General features: G+C 66.2%; 16 protein-coding genes. 12 read left to right on the top strand and 4 right to left on the bottom strand.

All coding sequences use genetic code 11. The annotated features are described in order from the left end of the window. Positions 1 to 294 precede the first annotated feature (294 nt). The 6 genes from dnaK (at position 295) to APS40_RS25605 (ending at position 6139) form a co-directional block, all read left to right on the top strand. Entirely contained in the window at positions 295 to 2202 is a 1908-nt protein-coding gene (gene dnaK, locus APS40_RS10985) for a molecular chaperone DnaK (RefSeq protein WP_055047087.1), read from the top strand. 253 nt (positions 2203 to 2455) lie between these two features. Further along, the gene (locus APS40_RS10980) at positions 2456 to 3481 is read left to right on the top strand and encodes an alpha/beta hydrolase (protein WP_055047086.1); all 1026 of its coding nucleotides are present in this window, start codon (positions 2456 to 2458) and stop codon (positions 3479 to 3481) included. A gap of 139 nt (positions 3482 to 3620) precedes the next feature. Continuing rightward, positions 3621 to 4742, top strand: coding sequence for a molecular chaperone DnaJ (gene dnaJ, locus APS40_RS10975; protein ID WP_055047085.1), 1122 nt, complete (start codon positions 3621 to 3623; stop codon positions 4740 to 4742). A 197-nt stretch (positions 4743 to 4939) separates the two neighbouring features. Then, positions 4940 to 5515, top strand: coding sequence for an NADPH-dependent FMN reductase (locus APS40_RS10970; RefSeq protein WP_055047084.1), 576 nt, complete (start codon positions 4940 to 4942; stop codon positions 5513 to 5515). A gap of 1 nt (position 5516) precedes the next feature. Next, positions 5517 to 5915, top strand: coding sequence for a hypothetical protein (locus APS40_RS25610; protein ID WP_442855849.1), 399 nt, complete (start codon positions 5517 to 5519; stop codon positions 5913 to 5915). Then, the gene (locus APS40_RS25605) at positions 5912 to 6139 is read left to right on the top strand and encodes a hypothetical protein (RefSeq protein ID WP_442855848.1); all 228 of its coding nucleotides are present in this window, start codon (positions 5912 to 5914) and stop codon (positions 6137 to 6139) included. Before APS40_RS25610 ends, APS40_RS25605 begins: the two co-directional genes overlap by 4 nt. A 111-nt stretch (positions 6140 to 6250) precedes the next feature. Here APS40_RS25605 and APS40_RS10960 read toward each other — a convergent pair whose 3' ends face one another. Next, entirely contained in the window at positions 6251 to 6703 is a 453-nt protein-coding gene (locus APS40_RS10960; protein WP_055047083.1) for a MarR family transcriptional regulator, read from the bottom strand. Between the two features lie 125 nt (positions 6704 to 6828). Here APS40_RS10960 and pyrF point away from each other — a divergent pair, with 125 nt between their 5' ends. The 3 genes from pyrF to APS40_RS10945 all read left to right on the top strand — a co-directional run bounded on the left by pyrF (position 6829) and on the right by APS40_RS10945 (position 9039). Next, positions 6829 to 7527, top strand: coding sequence for an orotidine-5'-phosphate decarboxylase (gene pyrF / locus APS40_RS10955; RefSeq protein ID WP_055047082.1), 699 nt, complete (start codon positions 6829 to 6831; stop codon positions 7525 to 7527). Between the two features lie 77 nt (positions 7528 to 7604). Further along, a complete protein-coding gene (gene dapB, locus APS40_RS10950) occupies positions 7605 to 8411 on the top strand; it encodes a 4-hydroxy-tetrahydrodipicolinate reductase (protein WP_055047081.1) in 807 nt (268 codons plus the stop codon). A 13-nt stretch (positions 8412 to 8424) separates the two neighbouring features. Then, on the top strand, positions 8425 to 9039 hold the full coding sequence (locus tag APS40_RS10945) for a 2,3-bisphosphoglycerate-dependent phosphoglycerate mutase (protein ID WP_055047080.1): 615 nt from the start codon (positions 8425 to 8427) through the stop codon (positions 9037 to 9039). Between the two features lie 159 nt (positions 9040 to 9198). Here the strand turns inward: APS40_RS10945 and APS40_RS10940 are convergent, their stop codons facing one another. After that, the gene (locus APS40_RS10940) at positions 9199 to 10062 is read right to left on the bottom strand and encodes a methylated-DNA--[protein]-cysteine S-methyltransferase (RefSeq protein WP_055047079.1); all 864 of its coding nucleotides are present in this window, start codon (positions 10060 to 10062) and stop codon (positions 9199 to 9201) included. A gap of 211 nt (positions 10063 to 10273) precedes the next feature. Further along, entirely contained in the window at positions 10274 to 10753 is a 480-nt protein-coding gene (locus APS40_RS10935; RefSeq protein ID WP_197279477.1) for a DUF2244 domain-containing protein, read from the bottom strand. A gap of 39 nt (positions 10754 to 10792) precedes the next feature. Here APS40_RS10935 and nth point away from each other — a divergent pair, with 39 nt between their 5' ends. Continuing rightward, positions 10793 to 11464, top strand: a complete 672-nt coding sequence (nth, locus tag APS40_RS10930) for an endonuclease III (RefSeq protein ID WP_236884237.1) — start codon at positions 10793 to 10795, stop codon at positions 11462 to 11464. Between the two features lie 57 nt (positions 11465 to 11521). Here nth and APS40_RS10925 read toward each other — a convergent pair whose 3' ends face one another. Then, complete coding sequence (locus tag APS40_RS10925; RefSeq protein ID WP_082434696.1) at positions 11522 to 11971, bottom strand: DUF2214 family protein; 450 nt, start codon at positions 11969 to 11971, stop codon at positions 11522 to 11524. A gap of 90 nt (positions 11972 to 12061) precedes the next feature. Here APS40_RS10925 and APS40_RS10920 point away from each other — a divergent pair, with 90 nt between their 5' ends. Both APS40_RS10920 and APS40_RS10915 read left to right on the top strand, forming a co-directional pair. Continuing rightward, a complete protein-coding gene (locus APS40_RS10920; protein WP_055047075.1) occupies positions 12062 to 12661 on the top strand; it encodes a TetR/AcrR family transcriptional regulator in 600 nt (199 codons plus the stop codon). 76 nt (positions 12662 to 12737) lie between these two features. Further along, on the top strand, positions 12738 to 13739 hold the full coding sequence (locus tag APS40_RS10915; RefSeq protein WP_055047074.1) for an adenosine kinase: 1002 nt from the start codon (positions 12738 to 12740) through the stop codon (positions 13737 to 13739). The last annotated feature ends 121 nt before the right edge of the window (positions 13740 to 13860 follow it).

Below are 13860 nucleotides of genomic sequence, written 5' to 3'. Positions count from 1 at the left end.
GTTCGCGCCAACGCCTGGCGCAAGTCTTTGCCGTCACTATCAAAAACGCGCCGGGTCGAGTCAGCGGCAAGAGCAGCGGCGCTACTGCGGCGGCTGCCGGGGCAGCGGCTCGGGAGCCCGCGTATCCGTGACATTGTGGTGTTCCGGCGCTTGCACCCCCAAAAGCCCCCTCCTATATAGCGCTCAAGGCCCGGCGACGGGTCAATTTCAACACGGGAACCCGGACACCCGCGAGGGATCAGGAACTGCCGGATGGGGTTTCATCCGGGTTCGCCAGGAAAGAGGCAGTAAGTTATGGGTAAAGTCATCGGAATCGACCTCGGTACGACCAACAGCTGCGTCGCCGTCATGGACGGTTCGGCGCCGAAGGTCATCGAGAACGCGGAAGGCGCACGCACCACGCCGTCGATGGTCGCCTTCACCAAGGATGGCGAGCGGCTCGTCGGCCAGCCGGCCAAGCGCCAGGCGGTCACCAACCCGGAAGGCACGCTGTTCGCGGTCAAGCGCCTGATCGGTCGGCGCTACAACGACCCGATGGTCGAAAAGGACAAGGGCCTGGTGCCCTTCAAGATCGTCAACGCCGACAACGGCGATGCCTGGGTCGAGGTCGAGAACAAGAAGTATTCTCCCTCGGAAGTCTCGGCGATGATCCTCACCAAGATGAAGGAAACCGCCGAATCGTATCTGGGCGAGACCGTCACGCAGGCGGTGATCACCGTACCGGCGTACTTCAACGATTCGCAGCGGCAGGCCACCAAGGACGCCGGCAAGATCGCCGGGCTGGAAGTGCTCCGCATCATCAACGAGCCGACGGCGGCAGCGCTCGCCTACGGGCTCGACAAGAAGAACACCGGCACCATCGCGGTCTATGACCTGGGTGGCGGTACCTTCGATATTTCCGTGCTGGAGATCGGCGACGGCGTGTTCGAGGTGAAGTCGACCAACGGCGACACCTTCCTCGGCGGCGAAGACTTCGACATGCGGCTGGTGGACTACCTGGCGGCCGAGTTCAAGAAGGACCAGGGCATCGACCTGAGGAGCGACAAGCTCGCGCTGCAGCGGCTGAAGGAAGCGGCCGAGAAGGCCAAGATCGAGCTCTCGAGCTCGACCCAGACCGAAATCAACCTGCCCTTCATCACCGCCGACGCGTCGGGTCCCAAGCACCTGACGCTGAAGCTGACCCGCGCCAAGCTCGAGAGCCTGGTCGACGACCTGATCCAGAAGACCGTCGAGCCGTGCCGGCAGGCGCTGAAGGATGCCGGCGTTTCGGCGGCGCAGATCGACGAAGTGGTGCTGGTGGGCGGCATGACCCGCATGCCCAAGGTCATCGAGACGGTGAAGCAGTTCTTCGGCAAGGAGCCGCATAAGGGTGTGAACCCGGACGAGGTCGTTGCCATGGGTGCTGCCATCCAGGCCGGCGTGCTGCAGGGCGACGTCAAGGACGTGCTGCTGCTCGACGTGACCCCGCTCAGCCTCGGCATCGAGACGCTGGGTGGCGTGTTCACCCGCCTGATCGACCGCAACACCACGATCCCGACCAAGAAGAGCCAGACCTTCTCGACCGCCGAGGACAACCAGAACGCGGTGACCATCCGCGTGTTCCAAGGCGAGCGCGAGATGGCTGCCAACAACAAGCTGCTCGGCAATTTCGACCTTGCCGGCATTCCCCCGGCGCCGCGCGGCGTGCCGCAGATCGAAGTCACGTTCGACATCGACGCCAACGGCATCGTCAACGTGTCGGCCAAGGACAAGGGCACCGGCAAGGAGCAGCAGATCCGCATCCAGGCCTCGGGTGGTCTGTCTGATGCCGATATCGAGCGCATGGTCAAGGAAGCCGAGCAGAACGCCGACGCCGACAAGAAGAAGCGTGAAGCAGTGGAAGCCAAGAACCAGGGCGAATCGCTGATCCACTCGACCGAGAAGTCGCTCAAGGACTATGGTGACAAGGTCACGGCCGAAGAGAAGGCCGCCATCGAGACGGCGATCGCCGACCTCAAGGGCGTGCTGGAAGGCGACGACGCCGAGGCGATCAAGGAGAAATCCGCGACGCTGGCCGAGGCTTCGATGAAGCTGGGCGAGGCGATGTACAAGCAGAGCCAGGCGGAAGCCGAGGCCAAGGCGGAAGGCGGCGAACAGCCCGCCGACGACGATGTGGTCGACGCCGAGTTCGAAGAGGTCAAGGACGACAAGCGGTCGGCCTAATGGCCGACAAGGGTTCGGCCTGATCCCGCAAAACCTAGATCCGAGAAGGGCCTGGCTCCTGCCGGGCCCTTTTCGTTTCACGTGAATCAGGCCGCAATCTTGCCGCAGCTTGGTCCAACTGTTTTCACATCCGCCGCCGATGTTGCGGCAGTTGAAGTGGGCGTGAACCGTCAGCAGCGGAGCGCCTTGAGGCAGCAGCCGGAACCCCGGGCCGGGGAACGGATGCTGAGGGCGGACTTCGAAAGGACTACCCATGTCATCGGTTGAGGTGCGGAGTTTCGCCGAGAACGGCGATCTCCATGCAGCGGATGTCGCGCCGCAGGAGCGGCTCGACGCCGACATGCGCCACGTCCTCAGCGTGCTGCAGTCGATGGGCGGCAAGCGCATCGAGGAGTGCCGCTCGCCGGAGGCCCGCGCCCTGCCCACACTCGACATGGCGCTGCGCCGGATCCTGCGCGACCAGGTCGACGACATGGGTATCGGTATGGAGATGCGGCTGATCCCGGGTCCGACCGATGACATCCGGGCTCGCATCTACGTGCCGCAGAACGACATCGTCATGGGCCTCAGGCCGATGATCCTGTTCCTGCATGGCGGCGGGTTCGTCCTGGGCGATGTCGACAATTATGACGCGACGCCGCGCGCATTGGCGGCGCGCACCGGTGCAGTGGTGGTCTCGGCACATTACCGCCAGGCGCCGGAGCACCGTTTTCCCGCGGCGCACGAAGACGCCTACGCGGCATGGAACTGGTTGCTCGAGCATGCCGAATCGCTGGGCGGCGACGCCAGGCGCGCGGCGATCGTCGGCGAAGGCTCGGGCGGCAACCTCGCGGTCAACGTGGCGCTCAGGGCGCGCGCCGAAGACCAGCCGCTGCCGATCCATCTCGGCCTGGTGACCCCGATGGCGGCGATGCTGTTCGACCTGCCCTCGCATATCCAGAACGCCGACACCTTCCCCTATTCCACCGCGACGCTCGAATGGGCGGCGCGGAAGCTCTTCCGCAAGAAGGATGAGGCGCACGACGCCCGCATGAACATTGCCGGCCGCGTCGATCTCGGCGGCTTGCCCCCCGCCACCATCATCCTCGCCGAAGCCGATCCGCTGCGCTCGGAGGGCGAGGCGTTGGCCGACGCGCTGCGCCGGTCGGGCGTCTGGGTCGACATGACGACCTACGAGGGAGTGACGCACGGCTTCTTCGGCCTCTACCGCATCGTCAACAAGGCGATGTTCGCGCAGGGCCAGCTCGGCCGCAACCTCGCGGCCGCCTTCGGCGCCTAGCCTCCGACGACTGGTGGAAAAGTCACACCGGGCACGTACGTCGGGCCGCGAGGCTCGATAGTGTTGCCGTCCGGCACCAGAGTACTTATCTAGGCCGAAAAGCCTGATGCGGGCGCAGGCAACCCAAGGACAAGGCCGATTGGCGAAACGCGATTTTTATGAAGTGCTCGGGGTGCCCAAGGGTGCCGACGAGGCGGTGCTGAAAAGCGCCTACCGCAAGCTTGCGATGCAGTTCCACCCGGACCGCAACCCGGGAAATGCCGAAGCCGAACACAAGTTCAAGGAAGTCAGCGAGGCCTACGACACGCTGAAGGACCCGCAGAAGCGCGCCGCCTATGACCGCTTCGGCCATGCGGCGTTCGAGAATGGCGGGCGCGGACCGGCGGGCTTCGGACCCGAGTTCACCTCGTCGATGTCGGATATCTTCGAGGATATCTTCGGCGACTTCATGGGCGGCCGCGGCCGTGGCGGCCAGTCCCGGTTGCGCGGCTCCGACCTGCGCTACAATCTCGAGATCAGCCTCGAAGAGGCATTTGCTGGCCGCACCGTCGATATCGACGTGCCGACCCTCGCCGTCTGCGACACCTGCGAGGGCTCCGGCGCCAAGCCGGGCACCGGCATGTCGACCTGCCGCCACTGCAATGGCCAGGGCAAGGTCCGGGCGGCCCAAGGCTTTTTCACCATCGAGCGCACCTGCCCGATCTGCAATGGTCGCGGCCAGATCCTCGAGCAGCCCTGCACCGATTGCGGCGGCCAGGGCCGCCGGCAGCAGAACCGCACGCTTTCGGTCGATATCCCCAAGGGCATCGAGGACGGCACCCGCATCCGGCTCGCCAATGAAGGCGAGGCAGGGCTGCGCGGTGGCCCGCCGGGCGACCTCTACATCTTCATCTCGATCAAGCCGCACGACCTGTTCCAGCGCGACGGTGCCGACCTCTACGCGCGCGTGCCGATCGCCATGACCACGGCGGCGCTGGGCGGCGAGTTCGAAGTGCCGACGCTCGATGCGGCGCGGGCCCGGGTGAAGGTCGCTTCGGGCACGCAACCCGGCCAGCGCGTCCGCCTCAAGGGCAAGGGCATGCCGGTGCTGCGATCGAAGGACTTCGGCGACCTCTATGTGCAGCTAGACGTCGAGACGCCGCAGAGCCTTTCCAAGCGCCAGCGCGAGCTGCTCGAGGAGTTCGAGCGCGAATCGACGCGCGAGAACTCTCCGACCTCGGAAGGGTTCTTCGCCAAGCTGAAGAGCCTGTTCGAGAACTAGGCGGCCGCAAGGCTTGTCACGGGGGTGGCGAGAAAGGCCCCCTCACCCGGCCCTTCGGGCCGACCTCTCCCCCGAGGGAGAGGTGAAGCGGTGGCACGATCTCACCCACGACCACCTCTCCCTTGGGGGAGAGGTCGCCGCGCAGCGGCGGGTGAGGGGGCCTTTGCGGCGTAGCCCAGATCGGCTAGCTCTAGCGCATGACCCCCGACACCACTCCCCCCAAGACCGCCCTCACCATCTGTGGTTCGCTGCGTAAGGACTCGATCAACGAGCACCTGCGCCGGCACATGTCGGCCAAGCTCCGTGAGGCCGGGGTGATCGTTACCGATCTCGACCTCGGCGCGTTCGACATGCCGATCTTCAACCAGGATATCGAGGATGCCGGCGAGACGCCGGAAGCGGCCAAGCGCCTCGCAGAGATGTTCCGCAGCCACGACATCGTGCTGATCATCAGCCCCGAGTACAATGGCGGGGTGACGCCGCTGATCGCCAACCTCATCTCCTGGGTCAGCCGCGAGAAGCCCAATCCGTTCAAGCACGCAGTGTTCGGCATCGGCGGAATGAGCGACGGCAAGTATGCGACGATCTTCGCGCTGTCGCACCTGCGCGACTCCTTGAGCAAGATCGGCGCACTGGTGGTGCCGACATTGCTCGGACTCGGGCCCTACCCGGACGTGCTCGACGCGGACGGCGCGCCGAACGAAGGCAACATCAAGTGGAAGGTCGGCCAGATGGTGCGCGAGCTGACCCATTTCTCGCGCGGCGGCATCTGAGATGTACGCGCTCTACGTCACCCACCCGGAAGTGGTCATCGACCCCAATGTCGCGACGCCGCGCTGGGGGCTGTCCAGCGTGGGGAGGGCGCGAGCAGAACGTTTTGCGAACCACCCGCTGGTGCTGGCTCTGACCAGGCTGGTTTCGAGCACGGAAACCAAGGCTCTCGAGCTGGCGGCGATCCTCGCGGCGCGGTGCAAAGCGCCTGTGGACAGCGGGGATAAGTTCGACGAGAACGACCGTCGCAGTACCGGGTTCGTTCCTACGGCGCGCTTCGAGGCGCTGGCCGATGCGATGTTCGCGCATCCCGACGAATCGGCCGAGGGCTGGGAGACGAAGGCGCCGCCCAGCGCCGGGTGGTCGGCGCCTTCGAAGAGGTGCTGGCCGGGCACGATGTGACGAGGCCGATCGGCTTTGCCGGCCACGGCGCGGTGGGGACCCTGCTGAAGTGTCATCTGGGCGGGCTGGCCATCGCCCGCTCCGAGGACCAGCGCCGCATCGGCCACCCCGGCGGCGGCAACGTCTTCGTGGTCCGGCTCAGCGACCGCAAGCTCATGACCGACTGGATCCCGATGGAGGACCTGCCGGAGCGGATCGAGGGGCTTTACTCCCCTCCCCCTTGAGGGGAGGGGTGGGGGGTGGGGGTCTATCGGTGATCACCGCACCACCCCCTCCCTCAATCCCTCCCCTCAAGGGGGGAGAGAAGCGATCGCTGCTATTGCTGAGTGCAAGCTCTAAGCCCCGTCCCTCCGCCCCGGCGCCCATTCGGCCAGCCCGAACAGCTCAACCGCATCCTCGAGCGCCAGCTTCAACCGGTCGAGCCGCGCCGGATCGTGCTCGATTTCGCGCAGCCGCGTCGGGCCGGCGAGCGGGGCGCGCGCCAGCAGCTCTGTTCCCGCCTCGGTCAGCCCCACCAGGCGAGCACGGCGATCGCGTGGGTCGGTCTTGACCGTCACCAGGTCCATGCGGCGCAACTCATCGATCGACTGGCCGAGCGTCGCCGGGTGCATCACCAGGGCTTTGCGCAAGGCGGCGAGCGGCAGTTGCGGACGCTCGGCGCAGATGCGGAGCACGGCAAGCTGCAGCCCGGTAATGCCGAAGCGCTTCTTCAGGTCGGCGTGGAAGGCTTCGGTAGCCCGCTCGAGCCGCACCCAGGCGACAATGGCGGAAAGTGCCTGTTGCTGCATGATTGATCTATGATTCCATCAGGTTGCGCGGACGCTATGGCGGCATAGCATCGCGCGCAAGCGGGCGTTTCTGCTTGCCCGATTCGCCCGGCTGTGGCACTGACCGGAAAATCCGGAGACATCTGATGGCAGGCACACTGATCGTCGCACTCGATCTCGACACGCGAGACGAGGCGGAACGCTTGATCGCGCAGCTGGGTGACGCGGTCGATTTCTACAAGATCGGCTACCAGCTGTTCTATGGCGGCGACGGCCTCAACCTGGGCAAGGCGCTGCTTGCTGCCGGCAAGCGGGTGTTCTTCGATCTGAAGCTGCTCGACATCGACAACACCGTCGAAAAGGGCGTCGCGGCGATCGCCGGAACCGGCGCGACCATGCTCACGGTGCACGCCTATCCCAAGGCGATGCGCGCCGCTGCCAAGGCCGCGGCGGGTTCGGGATTGACCGTGCTCGGGGTGACCGTGCTGACTTCGATGGACGACAGCGACCTCGAGGATGCCGGCTATGCCCGCGACGCCGCCGGCCTCGTCGCCTTGCGCGCCGAGCAGGCCAAGCAGGCAGGCATCGGCGGCATCGTCTGCTCGCCCAAGGAAGCGCAGATGGTGCGCTCGATCGTGGGGGCCAAGCTGGCGATCGTTACCCCCGGCATTCGCCCTGCAGGCAGCGCACATGGCGACCAGAAGCGGGTGACCGGCCCGGCCGAAGCGCTGGCCGCCGGCGCTACCCACCTGGTGGTGGGCCGGCCGATCACCGCGGCGGCACACCCGGCGAGCGCCGCCCAGGCGATCCTCGCCGAGATGGCCGGCGGCACCCGGCTGGCGTGACCAGCCAGAGATTCCCGCTTTCGCAGCAATGAGCCGGTGGGGTATAGCCCACCGCAACAGGTTATCCGGGAGCAAGCATGTCTGACCTCAAGGTCGCCATCGCCGGCGCAGGCGGCAAGATGGGCGCGGCGAACATCCGCGCCGTGACGGTCGCTCCCGGCCTGACCGTCGTCTCCGCCCTCGATCGCGCCGGTGCGTCCGCGCTCGGCAAGGATGCCGGCGAGCTGGCCGGGCTCGAGGCGCTGGGTGTCGCGGTCACCGACGATGTGGCGGCGGCGCTGGCGGGCGCCGAGGCGATCATCGACTTCACCGCGCCGGCAAATTCGGTGGCGCTGGCCAAGGAAGCGGCACGGCGCGGCCTCGTCCATATCATCGGGACCACCGGGTGCAGCGAGGCCGACGACGCGGCGATCCGCGAGGCGGCGGCAACGGCCCGGATCGTCAAGGCCGGGAATTTCTCGCTCGGGGTCAACCTGCTGCTGGGCCTGGTGAAGCAGGCGGCCGCGGCGCTGCCAGGCTTTGACATCGAAATCCTCGAGATGCACCACAACAAGAAGGTCGACGCCCCCTCGGGCACGGCGCTGATGCTCGGCGAGGCGGCGGCGCGCGGACGCAATCTCGATCTGAAGACCCACTCGGTCCGCGTGCGCGACGGCCATACCGGGCCGCGCGAGGAGGGCAGCATCGGTTTTGCGACACTGCGCGGCGGCAACGTCATCGGCGAGCATCGGGTGATCCTCGCCGGCCCCAGCGAGCGGATCGAACTCAACCACATCGCCGACAACCGGGCGCTGTTCGCCGAAGGCGCAGTGCGCGCCGCGCTCTGGGCCCGCGGCCAGCAGCCCGGCCTCTACTCCATGGCCGACGTGCTCGGCTTCAACTGACAGGGATTTTTCGATGACCGGAACGCTGATCCTCGTTCGCCACGGCCAGAGCGACTGGAACCTCAAGAACCTGTTCACCGGCTGGCGCAACCCCGACCTCACCGAGCAGGGCATCGGCGAGGCCCGCAACACCGGCAGGAAGCTGAAGGCCGCCGGTTACACGCCCGATGTCTATTTCACCTCGGCGCTGCGCCGGGCCCAGCACACGCTCGACCTGATCCTCGAAGAACTCGGGATTACCGAGGTGACGATCACCCGTTCGAAGCTGCTGAACGAGCGCGACTACGGCGATCTCAGCGGCCTCAACAAGGACGATGCGCGGGCCAAGTGGGGCGAAGAGCAGGTGCTGATCTGGCGCCGCTCGTTCGACGTGCCGCCGCCGGGCGGTGAAAGCCTAAAGGACACGGCCGCCCGCACCCTGCCCTATTACGACGCCGAGATCGTCCCGCTGCTCAAGGCCGGCAAGACGGTGCTGGTGGCCGCGCACGGCAACTCGCTGCGCTCGATCGTCATGGCGATCGAGAACCTCACGCCGGAACAGATCCTGAAGCGCGAAATCGCCACCGGCGAGCCGGTGATCTACAAGATCGGCGCTGACGGGAAGCTGGCGGGCAAGGTCGAGATCTAGGGGCGAAGGTCGAGAGAGACGGCCCCCTCCCATCCTCCCCCATAAAGGGAGGTGCTGCATCGAGTGCCGGGCACGATCGGGGCCGGAGCCTCGACTCTTCACCTCCCCCTTTATGGGGGGAGGCCGGGAGGGGGCCGTCTGCTTCAGTCGGCTTTGCCGCTAAGCCCCTACCACTCCCGACTCCCAGCCCAGGATCGCCCGTTTACGCGGCACGCCCCAGTGATAGCCGGTGAGCGCGCCGCTGGTGCCGACGACTCGGTGGCATGGCACCACGAAGCTGATCGGGTTCTTGCCGACCGCAGCGCCGACGGCGCGGGCAGCGGTGGGGCGGCCGATATGGTTGGCGACCTTCTGGTAGGTGGTGGCCTTGCCCACCGGGATCTTCAGCAAGGTTTCCCAGACCTGCACCTCGAAGTCGGTGCCGATCAGGACGACGCGCACCGGTTGCTCGGGGTCCCAGCGGTTGGGGTCGAACACCCGGGCGGCAACCGGCGCCACCGCTTTGTCGTCCCGGCGGTAGCGCGCGTTGGGCCAGCGGTTGGCGAGATCCTCGAAGGCCTCCTCGACCGACATGTTGTCGTCGGCAAAGCCGATGCCGCTCAGCCCATATTCGGTCATGGTCAGCACCGCGGTGCCGAAGGGTGACGGTGCGGCGCCCCACACCATCTCGAGCCCTTCGCCACGGGCGCGGAAGGCGCCGGGCGGCATGGCTTCGTGGGTGACGAACAGGTCGTGCAGCCGCGAGGTCGAGGAGAGCCCGACCTTATAGGTGGTGTCGAGCACGCTCTGCTGGTCGGCCAGCAGCTGCTTGGCGTGGTTGAGTGCCACTGCCTGGGCGAAGCTCTTGGGGCTCAGCCCGCACCAGCGGCGAAACAGGTCGGTGAGCTGCCGCTCGGTCAGCCCGAGCGCCCCGGCAAAGCGCGGCAGATCGGTTTCGTCGGGCAGCGTCTCGCTCAGATAGGCGATGGCGGCCCGGACGGTCTCGTAATCCGAGTTGGCGATGATGGTTTCGTGCTTGCTCATGATGCGTCGAAGATAGGCGCACGAACGCGCTGTTGCGACCCGGTTTTGACGGGGTGGATGGAGTCAGAGCACCGGCGTCCCCACTCACTCGATGTCATCCCTGCGAAAGCAGGGACCCAACTCTCCACTGGCACGGGCTGCGAAATGGGTCCCAGCTTTCGCAGGGATGACACCGGTGGGGAGGAAGGATCGGGGTCCAAACCCGCGAGAACTAAACCCGTGCCCGCTTCAGCGCAGTGCCGAACGCCTTGGCAAAGCTCGACTTCTCGTCCTGGTTGAGGAACTGGCCGAGCACGATATCGCGCTCGCGCGTCCTCAGATGCAGCGCCACCGTGCGCTCGTTGTAGTCGCGGTCGACCACCAGCTTGACGAAATAGGGGTTGAAGCGGCTCAGGGTTTCCTTGCCGGCACCGTCGACCTGCTTCAGCTCGAGCTGGTCGGGCCAAAGCGTCACTTCCTCATAGCGCTTGCCGTCGCGCTGGCTCGAACGCATCGCCCACCAGATCAGCGCGACGTCCAGACCGAGGAAGCCGACGATCGGCCAGGCGCCCATCGAGAAGAAGATGATCCCCGGGATGGTGGCGAGAACTGCCACGAGAACAATGACGACACGAAAGCCCTTGCGTCCCAGCGATCGATGGGGCGTCAGCTTTGCCGCGAAGAGCGGCCTCGCTTGCGTTTGGGTCGTCATCTTGGGCATCACTATAGGCTCAGAATCAGGATGACGGAAATGGCGCAGCAAAAAGTGAAGCGACTGCCGAAAGCAGATGTCGAAGCCATTTTCGGCGCTTTTGCGGCGGCGGAGCCCGAACCGAAGGGCGAGCTCGACTATGTGAACCCCTTCACCCTGCTGGTCGCGGTGGTGCTTTCCGCCCAGGCAACAGATGCCGGGGTTAACAAGGCGACGAAGCTCTTGTTCCAGCTGGCGGATACGCCCGAGAAGATGGTCGGCCTCGGCGTCGCCGAGATCGAGGACAAGATCAAGACCATCGGACTGTTCCGCAACAAGGCCAAAAACGTCTTCGCGCTGAGCCAGCAGCTGATCGAACAGTTCGGCTCGAAAGTGCCCGAGGATCGCGAGGCGCTCGAGAGCCTGCCTGGGGTGGGACGGAAAACGGCGAACGTGGTGCTCAACATCGCCTTCCGGCAACCGACCATCGCAGTCGACACCCATCTGTTCCGCGTCGCCAACCGCACTGGCCTCGCGCCGGGAAAGACGCCGCTCGAGGTCGAGACGGGGCTGCTGAAAGTCGTGCCGGACCAATATCTGCTGCACGCGCACCACTGGCTGATTCTGCACGGCCGCTACATCTGCAAGGCGCGCAAGCCCGACTGCTGGCGCTGCATCATTCGTGAGTGGTGCCGGTTCGAACCGAAGACCCCACCGCCGAAGGGAACGTGATCTGGAGGTGATCGCCTTCTCCCCTTGTGGGAGAAGGCCTGACTGACAGGCTGGCGGCTACACCCCATACCCGCGCGCCATCGCAGCGGCGAAACTCGGGATGAGCACCAGGAGCGCGGCCTGGAGATAGAGGAAGCGCCGCGCTGCGGACACTTCGGCTGGCGGCGGACTGAACCCGGCATCCGTCTTCGCGGCCTTCACCCAGCGCAGGATCGCCACCGTCGGCTGGATCGAGGCGAGCCCGACCCCGGCGAAGGCGATCATCTTGGCCCAGAATACCCAGTTGCCGACATAATACTGCCAGCCGGCGGCGCCGAAGATCACCCTGAGGATGCCGACGACGATGACCAGCATGGCGATCCCGCCATAGGCACGATCGAGTGCCCCGAGCTGGCCGAGGCGCCGACCGTCGATGCCCGGGCGCAGCAAAGCGAACTCGGCGGCGAAGACCGCCACCAGGGTGAAGACGGCAAGGTGGTGGGCAATGGCGAGGCTCAGGTCGGTCATCATGTCGCTCCGGTCGGACGAAAGGCGCCTCGACCCGTGCGAGGCAGCATGTTAACATTGTTCTCATCGAGATAATCCTGCATGTGAGCAATGTCAACATCCGAGACACCCGACCGTTACCATCATGGCGACCTCCGGCGTGCGCTGGTCGAGGCGGCGCTGGAACTGCTGATCGAGGGTGGCACCGAGGCGCTAGGGATGCGCGAGCTGGCCCGGCGGGTCGGCGTCTCAGCGGCCGCGCCCTACCGGCATTTCCGCGACAAGCAGGCCCTGATCCAGGCAGTTGCGGCAGCCGGCTTCGCGCTGTTCCGCGAAGCCGTGGAAGGGGCGAAGACGGACGTGGCGCCGGAGGAGCAGTTGGGTGCCATGGCCGAGGCCTATGTGCAGTTCGCGCTCAGCTATCCACGGCTCTACAAGCTGATGTTCTCGTCGGAACTCGGCAAGTTCGAGGACAAGGACCTGCGGCGCGCCGCCGACGCCGCCTATGAAAGCCTCGCGGTCGCAGCCGCGAAGGCCGATCCCGATGCTCCCGGCGAAGCGGCAATCAGCGCCTGGGCGTTCGTGCACGGCCTTTCCATGCTGCTGCTCGACGAGCAGTTGCTCGGCGTTTCCGCCGCCAATGCCACCCCGCTCATCCGGGCGCTGACCCGCCGACATGCGCAGCGGTTCGGCAAGCCGCCCGCCGCCTGAGGTTGGCGTTGCGCGGCCGAACAATCTGCATTATTCCCGGCGCGGCTCACTTTACCCACTTATCGAAGGATCGCCGATGGCCGAGGCCCGGTTCGACGTTCTAACCATCGGCAACGCCATCGTCGACGTCATAGCTCCCATCGATCCCGGCTTCCTCGAGCGCGAGGGGCTGTCGGAAGGCATCATGCATCTGGTCGATGCCGAACGCTCGGCCTATCTCTACGAGCGCATGCCGGCCGACAAGCGCCAGATCTCGGGCGGCAGCTCGGCCAACACGGCGGCGGGCGTCGCCTCGCTCGGCGGGCGCGCCTCGTTCGTCGGCAAGGTAGCGGACGATGACCTGGGCGACGTGTTCGCCGACGATCTCAAGCGCATCGGCGTGCATTACGGTGTGTCGCGGCTCAGCGATGGCCCAGCCACCGCCCGGTCGATGATCCTGCTCTCGTCGGACGGCGAGCGGACGATGAACACCTATCTGGGCGCCTGCCACCAGCTGACCACCGCCGACATCAAGGAAGACGAGATCGGGGCGGCCACCGTCACTTACATGGAAGGGTTCCTGTGGGATCCGACCGAGGCCAAGAAGGCCTTCGTGATGGCGGCGCATTACGCGCACAAGCACGAGCGCGCTGCCTCGTTCACGCTGTCGGACCCGTTCTGCGTGAACCGCTACCGCGACGAGTTCCTCGACCTGATCCGCTCCAAGACCATGGATATCGTGTTCGGCAACGTCGAGGAACTGAAGTCGCTGTACCAGACGGACCTGCATGGTGCGGTGCAGGCCATCGCCAAGGACGCCGAACTCGCCGCGATCACCATGGGCGCCGAGGGCGCCATGGTGGTGCACCAGGGCGAGATCATCACCGTTCCGGCTTACGCCGTGAAAGAAGTGGTCGACGTTACCGGCGCCGGCGACCTGTTCGCTTCGGGGTTCCTCTTGGCGATCGCGCGGGAACGCGACTTCCGCACGGCGCTGCAGGCGGGGTGCCTGGCTGCGAGCGAAGTGATTTCGCATATCGGCGCGAGGCCGGTGGCGGATTTGCAGGCGTTGGCGGCCGAGAAGGGGATTGCGATTTAGCGGCTGGCCGGTGCGCTTGGCGCCCCTCACCCCGACCCTCTCCCCAGAGGGGCGAGGGGACGCACTTTGCGCCGGCGGTGCCACATCGCCCCCTCGCCCCTCTGGGGAGAGGGTCGGGGTG

Origin of the sequence: Devosia sp. A16 (genome assembly GCF_001402915.1) — a bacterium.
Classification (GTDB): domain Bacteria; phylum Pseudomonadota; class Alphaproteobacteria; order Rhizobiales; family Devosiaceae; genus Devosia_A.
The sequence above is the reverse complement of the archived record's forward strand: the minus strand, read 5'-3'. Positions and strand labels throughout refer to the sequence as shown.